The sequence below is a fragment of the Bulleidia sp. HCP3S3_C9 genome, from assembly GCF_052064035.1.
Taxonomy (GTDB): Bacteria; Bacillota_I; Bacilli_A; order Erysipelotrichales; family Erysipelotrichaceae; genus Bulleidia.
On sequence record NZ_JBQHWJ010000057.1, the window covers coordinates 1 to 14,706 of the forward strand.

The 14,706-nt window shown below is 35.8% G+C and carries 15 protein-coding genes, 1 other RNA gene and 1 other annotated feature; of the genes, 11 read left to right on the forward strand and 5 right to left on the reverse strand.

Going from position 1 to position 14,706, the window contains the following annotated elements:
• The first annotated feature begins 195 nt into the window (after positions 1-195).
• The 10 genes from ACTND6_RS09175 (at position 196) to ACTND6_RS09220 (ending at position 9,113) form a co-directional block, all read left to right on the forward strand.
• The gene (locus ACTND6_RS09175) at positions 196-858 is read left to right on the forward strand and encodes a hypothetical protein (RefSeq protein WP_441023797.1); all 663 of its coding nucleotides are present in this window, start codon (positions 196-198) and stop codon (positions 856-858) included.
• Between the two features lie 57 nt (positions 859-915).
• The gene (gene secG, locus ACTND6_RS09180) at positions 916-1,137 is read left to right on the forward strand and encodes a preprotein translocase subunit SecG (protein ID WP_178177161.1); all 222 of its coding nucleotides are present in this window, start codon (positions 916-918) and stop codon (positions 1,135-1,137) included.
• A gap of 42 nt (positions 1,138-1,179) precedes the next feature.
• Entirely contained in the window at positions 1,180-3,384 is a 2,205-nt protein-coding gene (rnr, locus tag ACTND6_RS09185) for a ribonuclease R (RefSeq protein ID WP_441023796.1), read from the forward strand.
• Positions 3,365-3,829, forward strand: coding sequence for an SsrA-binding protein SmpB (smpB, locus tag ACTND6_RS09190; RefSeq protein ID WP_178177163.1), 465 nt, complete (start codon positions 3,365-3,367; stop codon positions 3,827-3,829). The genes rnr and smpB overlap by 20 nt, the downstream gene beginning before the upstream one ends.
• A 30-nt stretch (positions 3,830-3,859) precedes the next feature.
• Positions 3,860-4,223: a transfer-messenger RNA gene (gene ssrA / locus ACTND6_RS09195) on the forward strand.
• A gap of 85 nt (positions 4,224-4,308) precedes the next feature.
• The gene (locus ACTND6_RS09200) at positions 4,309-4,632 is read left to right on the forward strand and encodes a putative quinol monooxygenase (RefSeq protein WP_441023795.1); all 324 of its coding nucleotides are present in this window, start codon (positions 4,309-4,311) and stop codon (positions 4,630-4,632) included.
• Positions 4,633-4,727: 95 nt separating this feature from the next.
• Positions 4,728-4,944 (forward strand) — a binding site (T-box leader).
• A gap of 112 nt (positions 4,945-5,056) precedes the next feature.
• Positions 5,057-6,013, forward strand: a complete 957-nt coding sequence (locus tag ACTND6_RS09205) for a transporter substrate-binding domain-containing protein (RefSeq protein WP_441023794.1) — start codon at positions 5,057-5,059, stop codon at positions 6,011-6,013.
• 9 nt (positions 6,014-6,022) lie between these two features.
• Positions 6,023-6,688, forward strand: a complete 666-nt coding sequence (locus tag ACTND6_RS09210; RefSeq protein WP_441023793.1) for an amino acid ABC transporter permease — start codon at positions 6,023-6,025, stop codon at positions 6,686-6,688.
• Position 6,689: 1 nt separating this feature from the next.
• Positions 6,690-7,424, forward strand: coding sequence for an amino acid ABC transporter ATP-binding protein (locus ACTND6_RS09215; RefSeq protein ID WP_441023791.1), 735 nt, complete (start codon positions 6,690-6,692; stop codon positions 7,422-7,424).
• A gap of 12 nt (positions 7,425-7,436) precedes the next feature.
• On the forward strand, positions 7,437-9,113 hold the full coding sequence (locus ACTND6_RS09220) for a M14 family metallopeptidase (RefSeq protein ID WP_441023790.1): 1,677 nt from the start codon (positions 7,437-7,439) through the stop codon (positions 9,111-9,113).
• A 55-nt stretch (positions 9,114-9,168) separates the two neighbouring features.
• Here the strand turns inward: ACTND6_RS09220 and ACTND6_RS09225 are convergent, their stop codons facing one another.
• Positions 9,169-9,429 carry a hypothetical protein gene (locus ACTND6_RS09225; protein WP_441023788.1) on the reverse strand — a complete coding sequence of 87 codons (261 nt, stop codon included), beginning with the start codon at positions 9,427-9,429 and terminating at the stop codon, positions 9,169-9,171.
• A 108-nt stretch (positions 9,430-9,537) separates the two neighbouring features.
• Here ACTND6_RS09225 and ACTND6_RS09230 point away from each other — a divergent pair, with 108 nt between their 5' ends.
• Complete coding sequence (locus ACTND6_RS09230) at positions 9,538-10,533, forward strand: aldo/keto reductase (protein ID WP_441023787.1); 996 nt, start codon at positions 9,538-9,540, stop codon at positions 10,531-10,533.
• An 11-nt stretch (positions 10,534-10,544) separates the two neighbouring features.
• On the opposite strand, the gene ACTND6_RS09235 is transcribed toward ACTND6_RS09230, so the two are convergent.
• The 4 genes from ACTND6_RS09235 to ACTND6_RS09250 all read right to left on the reverse strand — a co-directional run bounded on the left by ACTND6_RS09235 (position 10,545) and on the right by ACTND6_RS09250 (position 14,546).
• Positions 10,545-11,531, reverse strand: a complete 987-nt coding sequence (locus ACTND6_RS09235; protein WP_441023786.1) for a hypothetical protein — start codon at positions 11,529-11,531, stop codon at positions 10,545-10,547.
• Positions 11,532-11,591: 60 nt separating this feature from the next.
• On the reverse strand, positions 11,592-12,509 hold the full coding sequence (locus tag ACTND6_RS09240) for a pseudouridine-5'-phosphate glycosidase (protein ID WP_441023785.1): 918 nt from the start codon (positions 12,507-12,509) through the stop codon (positions 11,592-11,594).
• A gap of 23 nt (positions 12,510-12,532) precedes the next feature.
• Positions 12,533-13,615, reverse strand: coding sequence for a PfkB family carbohydrate kinase (locus ACTND6_RS09245; protein WP_441023784.1), 1,083 nt, complete (start codon positions 13,613-13,615; stop codon positions 12,533-12,535).
• A 76-nt stretch (positions 13,616-13,691) separates the two neighbouring features.
• Complete coding sequence (locus tag ACTND6_RS09250) at positions 13,692-14,546, reverse strand: DMT family transporter (RefSeq protein WP_441023783.1); 855 nt, start codon at positions 14,544-14,546, stop codon at positions 13,692-13,694.
• Positions 14,547-14,706: the final 160 nt, after the last annotated feature.

Consider the following 14,706-nt stretch of genomic DNA (forward strand, 5'->3'; position numbering starts at 1 on the left):
TCTAAGATAGTTGTGATTTTAATACAAATGTAGCGCCGTATACGGAACCGTACGTACGGTGCAATGAGAGGGTCGAAGTAAATTATTTAATTTACTTCACTCTACTCTATTTTTCACATAAAATTCAGAGTGTTTATCTGTGCATACATTGAAAGATCTACAAAACATCGGTAGAATGTTTCATGAGGTGAAAAAATGAAAAAGATTTTTTTAACATTATTATGTATGGGAATATTGTTGAGTGGCTGTTCTCAAGCAAATCCTTCAACATCAACAAGCACCAAACAAACGGATGGTTCAGAAAACAGTGATGTTGTTCTGACAGATATTTATGATAATCTTCCAGATGAAAATGCTTTTGACATTATGAAGAAAGAGGATTTGAAATCATTTATTGAACATGGTACAGGAATTCTTTACTTTAGTTTTCCTGAGTGTCCTTGGTGTCAGGCATATATTCCAATGCTGAATGAAGTGTTAGAAAATTCTGAAATGCGTGCCAACTATTATAATGCACGGAATGATAAGCAAAATGATCGATCTTTCTATGATGAAATTGCACAGTTATTGATTGATCATAACAAGAGTGATGATCCAGACATTGTCTTATATGATAATGATGGTAAACCATTGATCCATGTACCTTTGGTCGTCTTCATAAAAAACGGTGAAATTATTTCGTGGAACGGTGAGTCCAATACGAATGATACAGATGTAATTTCAGTCAAGGATTATTGGACAAGTGAAAAAGTTAACGCGTTAAAAGATACGTTGACAAAAGATGCACTTGTGATTAAACAGGCACAGGAAGAGAATGCAGCAAAGGGTTGTGATAACGGCTGTTCCTATGGCTCTTAACATTGCATAGGATGAAAAGCAGTGTTATAATTTCTAAGCGCACGAAAGGAGCTATTCATGCTTGATGCAATTTTAATGATTGTATCTGCTCTAATGATTATCTTATCATTATTGCAGAGTGGTAAAACAGATGGTATGTCAGGTGCATTCACTGGTAATGGTGGATTGAACTTATTTGCAAATGTAAAAGAAAGAGGAAGTGAAAAAGTGATTTCTAATTTTACTTTAGTATTAGGAATTATCTTCTTTGCATTAGTAATTATTATTCGTCTTGTTTAAAAAGTGCCGGTTTTCAGCCGGCTTTTATTTTAAGTGAAATATATGGAAGAATTAAAAGAAAAAATATTAAAGTATGTTGATGAACATCCAAAAGGAAAAAGAAAAATTACGGATATCGCAGATTCTTTTATGATGCATTCAGATGAAGAAATCAGTGCATTAAGTAATGCATTGGATGATTTGGTCAATGAATGGCAGTTGTTTAAATCTGAAGGTGGGCAATATCAAAATAGAGAACAGGCTGGAATTGTTGAAGGGAAAATTTCTATCAACAAAGCAGGGATGGGCTTTATTGATCTGGAAGATAGAGATTCTATCCGTGTGGATGCAAAGAGCCAGAAATCTGCATTGCATGGAGATACTGTTCTTGTAAAGTGTTTTCCTTGGCAAACGTATGGAGAAGTTGTTAAAGTTATTAAACGTTCTAGAGAACATATCATTGGTACATACCTTCAAAAGAGTCGTGGATTGGTATTTGTTCCTGATGATGAAAAACTCCAACAACAGACAATTAAAGTATTAAAGAATGATTCTTTTACTCCAATTGATGGAATGAAAGTAATTTGTAATATTGTCAGCTATGGAAAAGTTATGGCTGTTGAAGTTGTGAAGAAGATTGGATATAAAGATGATCCAGGTGTGGATATTCTTTCTGTACTTCTTGATCATGATATTCAACCAGAGTTTCCTGAAGAAGTAATGGCGGAAGTTCGTAATATTCCACAAACAGTTCAGGAAGAGGAAAAAAAGAATAGAAGGGATCTTACAAATGTTGTTACAGTTACAATTGATGGGGATTCTTCTAAAGATTTTGATGATGCGGTATCGGTTTGTAGAACAGACAATGGATATAATCTGAAAGTTTCCATTGCGGATGTATCTCATTATGTCAAAGAAGGTTCTGCTTTGGATACAGAAGCATTAAAGAGAAGTTTTTCTACATATGTTACGGATCGTGTTGTTCCAATGCTTCCTCATGAATTGAGTAATGGTATCTGTTCATTAAATCCACATGTAGAAAGACTTGCATTAACATGTGATATGAATGTTGATCTTGATGGTAATATTGTGGATTATGAAGTGTATCCATCTGTGATTCGCTCTACAGAGAGAATGACATATAACAATGTTAATAAGATCTTGAATGGAAATCAGAGAGTGCAAAAAGAATATGAACATCTCGGTGATTTGTTTTTTGTGTTAAGAGATTGTGCAGATGCAATTCGTAAGCAAAGAATACATAAAGGTGCAATTGAATTTGATTCTGTAGAAAGTGAAATCATTGTAGATGTAGATGGTCATCCAACAGATGTACGTCCAAGAACAAGAGGTCATGCGGAAGAAATGATTGAGGACTGTATGATTGCGGCGAATGTTTCTGTTGCCAACTTTATGAAGTGGCAGGAAATTCCAAGTGTTTATCGTATTCATGAGGAACCTCAACAAAAGAGAATTCGTGAATTTGTACGTGTATCTGAATTGCTTGGTCATAAGCTTGTGCTTCCGAAGGGAGATATTCATCCAAATGTAATCCAAAGATACTTAGAGTCTGTAAAAAACAGTAGTGAATATCCTGTATTGAGTATGATGCTATTGCGGTGCATGTCAAAGGCAAAATATGACAATGCTTGTGTTGGACATTTTGGTCTGGCAGAAGAGGAATATTTACATTTCACATCTCCAATTCGTAGATACCCGGATTTAGCAGTACATAGAATGTTAAGGAAATACTCATTTGAAGGCTTTCTGGATCTTGAACAAAGAAAAATGGATGAAGAGAAATGCAGTGAATACGCAGAACAGGCTTCTGAAAGAGAAAAAGCTAGTACAGATGCAGAATATGCCTGTGATGATATGAAGAAAGCTGAATATATGCTGGATCATTTAAATGAAAAAGCAGAAGGTATTATTACAGGTGTTCAGGCATATGGTTTTTATGTGCAGCTTGATAATACAATCGAAGGTCTTGTGAGTGTGAATGCAATGCATGATGACTTCTATAGCTATGATCAAGATCGTATGCAACTCATTGGTAATCGTACACATCGTTGTTATCGTGTTGGTATGAAAGTTAAAGTAATGTGTATTGATGCGAATAAGATGAAAGGTGAAGTGGATTTTATGCTTGTTGGAAAGAATGGATCTACAAGTCGCAATACACCTAACCGCAAGCGTTCCACAACAAGTAGAAAACATGTTCGTAGATCAAAAGAAAGAAGGAGAAGCAATGGCAGAAAGAAACGGTAAAGAAAAAACAGTAGTATTCAATCGAAGAGCTTCTCATGATTATTTCTTAGAAGATCGATATGAATGTGGAATTCAATTGACAGGAACAGAAATTAAATCAATTCGTGCTGGTAAAGTGCAGTTTAAAGATTCTTATATCAGTATCTATAAGGGGGAAGCATGGATCAAAGGGATGCATATTTCTAACTATAGTTACGGAAATATTTTTAATGTAGATGAAGAAAGAGATCGTAAACTTTTACTTCACAAAGAAGAAATCAGAAAGATTTATGACAATATCCGTATGAAGGGATATACAGTTGTTCCTGTTAGAATGTATTTAAAAAATGGCAGAGCTAAATTGGAAATTGCTTTAGCGAAAGGTAAAAATCTCTATGATAAGCGTCAGTCTGACAAGATCAGAGATGCGAAAAGAGAGATGGAGAAAGCCTTGAAATTTCATTGATACATGCTATAGTATGCATGTATCATTCATGGGGTTGTCATGGTTTCGACAGGTTTATGTTTGATTCAGGCTGCAGTGGAGTGATGACCTAATCATCAATTAAATTTAAACGCTAACAATAACGTTAACTACGCTTTTGCCTAAGTCGTAACAATTACGCAGCATAGAACAGTCTTATGATCGGCCACTGATCATAATTCGCACCTGGTATGCCAGGACCACGTGGATAGGGTGTTTCTAATGTCTATAGGAAATGCATGAAAATGAATAGACAAATTCAACGAATGTGTGTTCACTGACTTGTTCGTTGTCTTATCTAACAGTGAACTAAACTGTAGAAGCTTGAATGTGGGACTACTCTTGGACACGGGTTCGACTCCCGTCAGCTCCACTTAATGATCACCGTAATTCCATCAGAATTACGGTGGTATTTTTTTGTGTTAAATGTGTTATATATAGTTTGAATAAAGGAGAAGTGTATGATTGCAGTAAATATTTATTATACAGGTACAAATGGTTCCGCAAGAAAGTTTGCACAGGAAATGATAGACAGTGGTACAGTACAGAAAATCAGAGAAGAACAGGGGAATATAAGATATGAATATTTCTATCCTGTAGAAGATGAAGAAACAGTTTTGTTAATTGACTGCTGGGAAAATCAGGAAGCAATTGATGTTCATCATGCTTCAGAAATGATGAATGTGATTTTGAAATTACGTGAAAAGTATGATCTTCATATGAAGGTTGATAGATTTACTTCTGATGAAATTCCACAAGAAGATCAAGGATTTATTCAGAAATGAAATATTTACAAATATGATTATTGAATGAAAATATTTTCAGAAAAAATGATTGTAAAAAGCATTGACAAAGAAAAGGGTTGCCTTTAGAATCTTAGTTACATTCAAAGAACAGAAGAGTAACCTATCTGAAACTTGAAGCGAGTCGATACAGAGTGTGAGGTCGATAAGGGAAGGGTTGGTGAAGCGCATCTGGGAGAAGTCCTTATGAAATCATAGTAAGGAACGTGATATCTGCGTTAATGATAAGAGTGATTGATGAATTAGTTTTTATCAATAACCAGTGTGGTACCGCGATTTATAGTCGTCTCTGGAATATATCCAGTGACGATTTTTGTTTATAGGGAGAAAGTTATGAAAGTCCGACGCAGAAAGAAAGTGATTCAATTTATCTAAGCAATTTAAAACAGAAAGAGGAGAAAAATTTATGAAAAATATGAATAAGGTATTAGCCGGACTTATGGCTGCAGGATTATTACTCACTACAGGTTGTGCATCCACTTCTACAAACAGTTCTTCATCAACAAGTGATTGGTATACAGGACCTGGTTATGACAAATTATATGAAGAATTAGGAAAAGCAGATGTTGATCTTTCTAAAGCTGATGGGAAGCTAAAAGATATTCTTGATAAAGGTCAAATTGTGTTGGCAACTTCTCCTGACTATCCACCTAGTGAATTTGTGGATGATCAAGGAAATGTTAAAGGATCAGATATTATGCTTGCACAATATATCGCAAACAGTCTTGGCGTAGATCTGAAGGTTGAAACAATGGATTTCAATGCAGTATTAACAGCTGTTGATACAGGAAAAGTTGACATTGGTATTTCTGGTTTTGGATACAAAGCAGATAGAGCTGAACAGTTTGAACTCTCTCATGGTTACCAGTCATCTTCAGCGGCTGCACATCATACATTACTTGTTCCTGCTGAAAAAGCAGATGAATATAAATCACTTGCTGATTTTTCTGGAAAGAAAATCGACACTCAGGCAAACTCTTTACAGGAAATGTATGTAACAGATCAGATTCCAGATGCAGATTTACAGAAAGTCGCTACATTGGACCAGGCAATTCTTGAACTTCAGACTGGTAAGATCGATGCGATTGCATTAGACAGTACAACTGCTAAGAACTATGCGGAAACAAGTGATGGAATGTTTGTCAGTGTTTATGAAAAGAATGGTGTTGAATTTGATTTAAGTCAATATGCTGATGAATCTGGTAACGTTGTTGCAGTCAAGAAAGGTGAAACTTCTTTGATTGATGCAGTGAACCAGGTGATTGATTCATTAGCAACAAGTGGAAAATACGAATCCAATTTATATACAGATATGTACTATGCCGCATGTGATGCAGCTGGTGTATCTCCAAATGAAGAATAAGAGGGAAAAATGAATAAGGGAATTATTGAAGTCTGGTGTGCTTACTATCCAATATTTTTAAAGGGTGCGATTGGTACTCTGGAATACGCAGCAATTGCGGTTATCTTTGGTTCAATCGTTGGTACTTTGATTGCAATTTTGCATTTATCTAAAAACAAAGTCATTGGTGCAATTGCAAATGTCTATGTCACGGTTTTAAGAGGAACACCTTTACTTGTACAGATGTATATCGCGTATTTCTTCTTGCCAATTGCTTTACCAGCATTGAACTTTATCACAAAGGAACAGTGGGTTGTCATCTCATTGATCTTGAACTCTAGTGCATACGTATCTGAAATCATTAGAGGTGGTATCTTATCTGTTGATCCAGGCCAGATGGAAGCAGCCAGATCTTTAGGTATGAGTGCTAAAAACTGTATGATCAAGATTATTCTTCCACAGGCAGTGAAAGCGATTCTTCCATCTTTAGCTGGTGAATATATTTCCATGATCAAGGAAACATCCTTAGCTGGTACATTTATGATGTATGAATTAATGTATACAAGAGTATTACTTGCAAATAAATTCTTAACATGGCAGCCATTGTTTATCATTGCAGGTATGTATTTAGTTATGACAACTGTATTAACGTGGTTGTCAGGATTATTAGAAAAGAGGTTGGCTGAAAGTGACTGATATGAAAAAACCATTGATCGAGACAGTCGATCTCAAGAAGAACTTTGGTTCTCTACAAGTATTAAAAGGAATTAATCAAACAATCTATCAGGGAGAAGTTGTATCTATTATTGGACCAAGTGGCGGAGGAAAGAGTACATTTCTAAGATGCTTGAATCTGCTGGAAACACCAACAAGTGGAAAGGTTATCTTTGAAGGACAAGAATTGGATGCTAAAAGTACTGATTTAGATACACATAGACAGAAGATAGGCATGGTTTTCCAGCAATTTAATGTATTCCCTCATTTAACTGTATTGAACAATATTACAATTACACCAATGCTTGAAAAGAAAGTATCGAAAGCGGATGCTGAAAAAGAAGCAATGGAGTTATTAAAACAGGTTGGGCTTGAAGAAAAAGCGAACGAATACCCACGTAAATTATCAGGTGGTCAGAAACAGCGTTTAGCAATTGTTAGAGCGATGGCTATGCATCCTGATGTGATGCTGTTTGATGAACCTACAAGTGCATTAGATCCTGAAATGGTGAAAGGTGTTTTGGAAGTTATCAAAAATTTAGCTGAAAGTGGTATGACATGTGTCATTGTTACGCATGAAATGGGTTTCGCAAAAGAAGTAAGTGATAGAGTGCTATTCATTGATGGTGGCGTCATTGCAGAAGAAGGTACACCAGATGAAGTATTCAATCATCCAAAAAATGAACGTACAAAAGAATTTTTATCCCAGGTACTATAGGAGAGCAGGTATATGAAAACAACATTTCAATATGATCATTACTATAAGTATGATGAAGTAAAAAGTAATTTAGAATATTTTGCTAATGAATATCCTGATCTTGTGAAACTGGAAGTAAATCTAGTTACAGAAGAAGGAAGAAATCAATATGCAGTTACACTTACAAATACGAAGAATGGCTCTGCAGACAGTAAACCTGCATTATATATTGATGGTAATATTCATGCAGGGGAAGTAACTTCTACAATGTGTGCAATGCATACAATTGACTATCTTGTTACAAATTATGGAACAGATGATGAAGTTACTAAACTGCTTGATGAAAAAACATTCTATGTCATTCCTCGTGTGACACCAGATGGTGCAGAAAAGTATTTATCAACACCATATTCCCTGCGTTCTGCACCACGTCCATACCTTGAAGAAAAGGGCGGCATCCAGAAAGAGGATCTTGATGGTGATGGTGTGATTCGTATGATGCGTATCAAAACACCATATGGTGCCTGGAAAATTGATCCTGCTACGGAATGCTCTATGACATTAAGAGAACCAAGTGATGTAAATGGTGATTTCTATGATATTTATCCAGAAGGTGTTTTTGAAGCAAGTGATGGGGATGAAAATCTTAAGACGAAAAAAGATGTCTGGGGACTGGATTTTAATAGAAACTTTCCATTGGGATGGTTTCCAGATTCTAGACAGCCAGGTGCTGGTAAATATCCATTGAGCAATCCTGAAAACAAGGCACTTGTTGATTTTGCTTTAGCACATAACAATATTGGCGGTGCGGCAATTGGCCATACAAGTGGCGGTATGTTGTTATATCCTCCTGGAACAAGAGCTGAAAAGTCTGCTCCAGAATTAGATATGACATGCATGAAAGCAATTGCGAAAATGGGTGAAGAAGAACTTGGATATGTTGCGATGAATATCTTTGATTCCTTCATGTCAGATCAGGAACATTATGATTCTGGTGCATTTGATGACTGGTTCTATCAATCACAAGGTGTTCCAGCATATACAATGGAATTCTGGGATGTTGCATCAAAAGCGGGTGTTCCTCATATCTGGAATGGAAAACCAGAAGATCCAGCAATAATGTTTAAACGTTTCAATGCTACGCTTGCATGGGTGAAAGAACATGCCCCACAGTATTATTCTCCTTGGAAAGTATTTAATCATCCAACATTTGGAAATGTTGAAATTGGAGGATTTGATGTGAAATTTACTGTACAGAATCCTCCTGAAAATATGCTTTGTGAAGAATGTGAACATGATACAAAGTTCAATATTCGCTTTGCTGAATCTTTGCCGGCATTAAAGGTTGAAGAAGTGACAAGTGAAAAGGTGAGTGATGGTGTTTATAAGATTTCTGCAGTTGTTGGAAACCGTGGATATCTGCCAACAAATCTTACGGAAGAGGCAAATCAGCTGCATGTGAGTAAACCAGTGACTGTCTGTGTTGAGGGATGTGAAGCTGTAAGTGGCAAGAATGAAGAAAGTATTGGGAATCTAGATGGTTTCTCTGCAACTTCTACAGGTGCATTCTATGGTGACATCACAACATATGCAAATGCGAAAGCAAAGAAGAAAGTTTCATGGATTGTAAAAGCAGAAGAAGGTTCTACAGTTACTGTGACATGTAAACAAGAAAAAGCTGGAACAGATACAAAGACAATTACGTTATAAAACTAACTGAGATTTCAGTTAGTTTTTTTTTGAGTGATATTAAAAGTTGTTGTGCTTAATTGTTTATGGATGAATGAAGCAAGAGTAATGCAGTATCGTAATCTTTTCTTCTGACATATATGGAGTAGATAGTGTTTGCTTTTCTAGGGATATATGTAGATGCTGCTTTATCCATGCCAAATATACCATATCTAGCATTGATATCATTTTCTTTGACTTGAAATTCAATGTGATTCTTTTTCAAAGCAGAAATAATTAGTGAAACCTTTGAATATTGATTTGTTTGAAATAATTTTCTTTTTGTAAATGGTAACATAAACTGACCTCATTGTTTGTTGTTTGAATATACAAATATATTATATTTAACAATCATTTTATGCATAGTAATTTGTGATAGAATATTTTCAACTAAAGGGGTTTAAAAATGAAATATCAGAAGTTAGGAAATTCAAATATTGAAGTATCTAAGGTATCTTTAGGTACTTGGGGACTTGGTGGAGGAAGTGTATGGACTGATCACAACTCTTCTTTAAAGGATACAGAATTATTACTGGATGTATGTAAAGAACAGGGTATCAACTATATTGATACAGCACCTGTTTATGGTACGGGTGAAAGTGAAATCCTTCTAGGCAAGGCTTTGAAAACACGTAGAAATGATTTTGTTTTACAGACAAAATGTTCTTTGAACTGGAGAAATGATGGTGGAAATTTCCACTATAGCAGAGATGGCTATACAGTAAATAATGATACAAGCTATGATGCAATCATCCGTGATGTAGATGATTCTTTATTGAGAATGGATACTGAGTGGATTGATTCAATCATTGTGCATTATGTATGCAAGGATTGGGATGTTTCTGAAACAGTATCAGCTTTAGAACATTTAAAGAAACAAGGTAAGATCCGTACATATGGATTATCTAATTCACAGCCATCTGATTTAGAAGAATATCAAAAGCATGGTGATGTTTCTCTTGTACAGGAATTCTTCTCTATTCTTTCACCATTTCATGGTAGAGACTATTTTCCAGTGTGTGAGAAATATAATACTGTATTTCAGGTATATGGAGTATTAGAGGAAGGATTCTTGACAGGGCCTGACTTCTTGAAAAAGAAATATCAGGCTAGTGATATTCGTTCTCGTATTCCTTGGGTACAACAACAATATAGACAGCCATTATTAAATGCTTTTGATGCGTGGAAACCTCTATGTGAAAAATACCGTTGTTCCTATGCAAATCTAGTAGAAGCATGGGCGTTGCATGAATCTGCATCATTGAATTTGCTTGTTGGTATGAGAAAAGAGAATAGTGTAAAAGATACGGTGAATGTATGCAATATTACACTAACAGATGATGAGTGTAAATTCATGGAAGACAGCGTAAAGAACATTCAGGTAGAAGTATTAGATAAGTAAAAGAAATGACGTCAATCAATGACGTCATTTTGAAATCTGCTTAAGTGTTCATATGGAAGAATGAGTCTGCCTTGTACAAGACCACAGCCATCATTGATACGATATGCATCAAATGCGGTAAACATATTTACATCTACTTTAGAATAATCCAGTTCCTGTAAAGATAAGCCTCTTTGATATGCTTCATCAAAATAGATGCATTCGTTTTGCTTGACTTCACTTCTTTCTGAACGCTGCTTGATTTGTCTTTGTTCATACAATGTATGATTTGCATCACCAATTTCTGAATAATCATCCATTTCTTTTGTACGTAATTGTAATTCTACATAAGAATTGGATAAATCATCAAAGAATGAGATATGTAAAGAACGATATCCATTCTTTTTTGCGTCATGAATATAATCTCTGTAGTATGGTTTTACATCATCATTTAATAATGGGGAAGAAACTCGGAATTTTCTTTGCTTTTCACTTGTGAATCCATTCTGTTCCATAAAATATGGAAGACGATTCGCTATTTCATACAGATAATTTAATTCAATTTCTTCTTTATTATCTGTTGAATGTAAATGACATTTTGGCATACAGATCACAATACGATACGCAATCAGATCTCGATAGTATGACACTGCATCTACGATTTGTTCAGCAGTAGGGTATGTATTATTCTTTTGTTTATATTCATAAATGTAACGAACGATATATCCATTGAATTTTTCTTCTGCCCGAATCAATGATTTGATTCTTCCACGAAATGTAAATGCAAGAAATGGATAATCTGCTGCCATAATTTTATAGAATTCACGAATTCTTTGAGACTGGGACGTTAAGAAATCATTGTGTTCTAATAAAGAAGTGTATTCCTTTAGAAATGATACATGTGCTAGATCGACAATATTATTTGTCTTTTTTGCTTCCATTTCTAAAGCAGCACTATATTTATGAAGGATACGAATGAGCGTATCGCCACTATATAAGTAATCAGTTAACTGGATCATATACATATCATAAAACAAAACAGACAAAAAGAAAAACCTGGATTTCTCCAGGTCATAGAATTACATCTTTGAATATTCGCAGGCAACCTTAGCCATTAACTGTGCATTGTTGAATACGAGGTGGATATTTGAATCTAAGGAATCTCCACCTGTTAATGCGGCAACCTTAGCAAGTAAGAATGGTGTGCAGGCTTTTCCCTTGATTCCCTTTTCATCCATTTCCTTGATTGCTTCATCAATTGCATTGTTGATGATTGTATCATCCATAGCGAATTCTTCAGGAATTGGATTTGTTAATAAGATACCAGAATGGAATCCGAGATCTTCACTGGATTTATATACCTTTGCACATTCTTCAGGTGTATTCATCTGGTAGTCAACTTCTAATCCAGAATGTCTTGAATAGAATGCTGGAAGTTCCTTTGTCTGGTAGCCAAGTACTGGAACACCCTGTGTTTCAAGATATTCAAGTGTTAAAGCAAGGTCTAGGATAGCTTTTGCACCGGCACAGCATACCATAACAGGTGTATGTGCTAATTCCTGAAGGTCAGCGGAGATATCGAATGTCTGCTGTGCACCTCTATGAACACCACCGATACCGCCAGTAGCGAAGAACTTGATACCTGCCATATGAGCAATGATCATTGTTGTTGTAACTGTAGTAGCACCATCCTGTCCTTCTGCACAGATAACTGCTAAATCTCTTCTGCTGGCCTTTGTGATAGCCTGTCCTTTTTTGCCGAAGTATTCAATTTCTTCCTTTGTTAGACCTGCTTTGAGTCTTCCGCCAATAATAGCGATTGTTGCTGGAACGGCACCGTTATCACGAATGATCTGTTCTACTTTTAAAGCTGTTTCAACGTTCTGTGGGTATGGCATACCGTGAGAAATGATTGTGGATTCTAGTGCAACGACTGGTTTTCCTTCAGCCACTGCTTTTGCAACTTCTGGGTTTACATCTAAAAATTTGTTTAACATGTGTGTTTTCTCCTTTTCTTTTTTTATTCTTGTATCATTTTTTCTTTGAGTGCTTCAACTGACATCATAGGGTTGATTGTTTCTGCGCCTTCTACAGCGATTGCAGCTGCAGCAGAAGCAATGGCGCATGTGTCTGAAAGATTTGTGCCTTCCAGATATGCCCATGTAATTGCGGCCATGAATGCATCTCCCGCACCCGTAGCATTCTTCATGTTTGCCTTGTAACAAGGAAACATGATGGAATCGTTATGGTCTGCGCCAAATACACCATCTGTACCACATGAAATAAAGACTCTATGCAATCCTGTGCTTAGCAGGACATCGGCTGCTTTTTGTAAAGATGTCTGATCTGTAATTTTGACACCACTTAAGTATTCTGCTTCGATCCTATTTGGTTTTAATGTATTGATTTTTGATAAATATGGTTTCAGCTTTCCTGCTTTGGAAACAGATACTGGATCAGCAAAGATTGGTGCTGTGCAGTGTTCTGCAAGCCATTGAATGGAGTTTTCAGGAATGTTTGCATCAATGACAACAACTTGTGCGTTATTGATGATTTGCTGGTTTTCTGCAAGATAGCCAGGCGTGATTTCTTCACAGATACTCATATCACTGACTGCCAGTGCCATATCTCCACTTGGATCAGATAAGAAGATATATGTACTTGTAGAAGCGTTTTTAACTTTCTTCGCATGAGAGATATCAATACCAAGATTTGCGCAGCTTGCTTCAATGCGCTGTGCGTATTCATCATCTCCGAATGCGGTTAAGAAGCGTACATCTGTATCAAGCAATGAAATATTATGTGCGATGTTTCTTCCGACACCACCTAAGGATGTTGTGGACTGGCCTGGATTGGAATCTCCAGAAATGAGTGGCTTATATGATTTACCGCCAATATCAATATTGACACCACCAATGACAACGACATATGAACCACTTCTTAGAACATATCCTTTTCCAGCGATATATCCTTTTTTCATGAGATTAGAAATATGAACGGCGATAGAAGAACGAGAGATACCTGCTTTTTGCGCAAGTTCTTCTTGAGAAATCATTGGATTTTCTTCAATCCATTGTAAGATTTGTCTTTCTCTTTGAGTCATGTTTCCCTTTCTAAGCTAATATAAATACACTAAACAAATGCTTATACATATATTTATATACGAAAGAATCTACAAGTCAAGCGTTTTCTTTCCTTGTGGATATAATAACTCCAAATAAAATGATGATGCCGCCAATCATCTGTGTAATAGTGATATTTTCGTGAAGAATCAGATAGGAAAGAAGAATGCCAAAGACAGGCATAAAGTTCATTAGTACAGAAGCGTGGGATGCCTTTAATCCTTTTAACGCATGATTATAAAGAAGAATTGCGCCAACGGAGCATCCTGCAGATAAATAAAGAAGGGAAAAGAGAATCTGTGGCGTGACATTGATGATCATCGGATGTTCTATTAAAAGAAGTGGAAGAAATCCAATGGCACCAAAAAACATCTGATAATACGTAATTGTTAAAGAATCGTAGTGTAGTGGAATTTTCTGTACGAGGTAATTGTAGAATCCCCATAGGATTCCCGCAAATATTAATAGTAAGTTTCCTGCCATATTGGAAGACGCAGAAGAGAAGCCAGTGAGAATAACAACACCTGCAACACTGCATGCGATACCTGATAACATTCGTTTGCTTGTTTTTTCGTGATACACAAGAATTCCTACAAGTATTGTTAAAGCGGGATAACATGCTTCAATCAATGAAGTCATAGAGGCACTTGTTAAAGAAAGTGCAGTATTTTCTAATGTGTAATAAATAGAAATTCCTCCAATTGCACTGAAAATGACAGTTTTTAAATGTTGCTTTGCGATTTTTGTGTGTTGACGCGTTATGCAGCGATAGATCAATAAGAGAATAAAACTAATTGAAAATCGAAAAAGACATAATAATATTGGTGAAAAAGCTTGATAGGCAATCTTTGTGGCAATAAAAGAAGAGGACCACATTAGCATTGCGAATAGTGCATAAATATAGTATTTCATGGCAGTATTATATGATGAAAATATGGTGAAATGGAATGCTTATTTAAAGTTGCTGAACTGAAAAGTTAAATTCCACTTTCAAAAGAAAAAAATTAAAGTTGAAATTAGTTGTGCAGAAACAGTGCTGACAGGTAAATTCAGTGCTGTTTTTATTGTGGAA

Excerpts from the sequence above, each read along its gene's own strand:
- ACTND6_RS09175 (WP_441023797.1), top strand. The coding sequence starts at position 196 with ATGAAAAAGATTTTTTTAACATTATTATGTATGGGAATATTGTTGAGT.
- secG (WP_178177161.1), top strand. The coding sequence starts at position 916 with ATGCTTGATGCAATTTTAATGATTGTATCTGCTCTAATGATTATCTTA.
- rnr (WP_441023796.1), top strand. The coding sequence starts at position 1,180 with ATGGAAGAATTAAAAGAAAAAATATTAAAGTATGTTGATGAACATCCA.
- smpB (WP_178177163.1), top strand. The coding sequence starts at position 3,365 with ATGGCAGAAAGAAACGGTAAAGAAAAAACAGTAGTATTCAATCGAAGA.
- ACTND6_RS09200 (WP_441023795.1), top strand. The coding sequence starts at position 4,309 with ATGATTGCAGTAAATATTTATTATACAGGTACAAATGGTTCCGCAAGA.
- ACTND6_RS09205 (WP_441023794.1), top strand. The coding sequence starts at position 5,057 with ATGAAAAATATGAATAAGGTATTAGCCGGACTTATGGCTGCAGGATTA.
- ACTND6_RS09210 (WP_441023793.1), top strand. The coding sequence starts at position 6,023 with ATGAATAAGGGAATTATTGAAGTCTGGTGTGCTTACTATCCAATATTT.
- ACTND6_RS09215 (WP_441023791.1), top strand. The coding sequence starts at position 6,690 with ATGAAAAAACCATTGATCGAGACAGTCGATCTCAAGAAGAACTTTGGT.
- ACTND6_RS09220 (WP_441023790.1), top strand. The coding sequence starts at position 7,437 with ATGAAAACAACATTTCAATATGATCATTACTATAAGTATGATGAAGTA.
- ACTND6_RS09225 (WP_441023788.1), bottom strand. The coding sequence starts at position 9,429 with ATGTTACCATTTACAAAAAGAAAATTATTTCAAACAAATCAATATTCA.
- ACTND6_RS09230 (WP_441023787.1), top strand. The coding sequence starts at position 9,538 with ATGAAATATCAGAAGTTAGGAAATTCAAATATTGAAGTATCTAAGGTA.
- ACTND6_RS09235 (WP_441023786.1), bottom strand. The coding sequence starts at position 11,531 with ATGATCCAGTTAACTGATTACTTATATAGTGGCGATACGCTCATTCGT.
- ACTND6_RS09240 (WP_441023785.1), bottom strand. The coding sequence starts at position 12,509 with ATGTTAAACAAATTTTTAGATGTAAACCCAGAAGTTGCAAAAGCAGTG.
- ACTND6_RS09245 (WP_441023784.1), bottom strand. The coding sequence starts at position 13,615 with ATGACTCAAAGAGAAAGACAAATCTTACAATGGATTGAAGAAAATCCA.
- ACTND6_RS09250 (WP_441023783.1), bottom strand. The coding sequence starts at position 14,546 with ATGAAATACTATATTTATGCACTATTCGCAATGCTAATGTGGTCCTCT.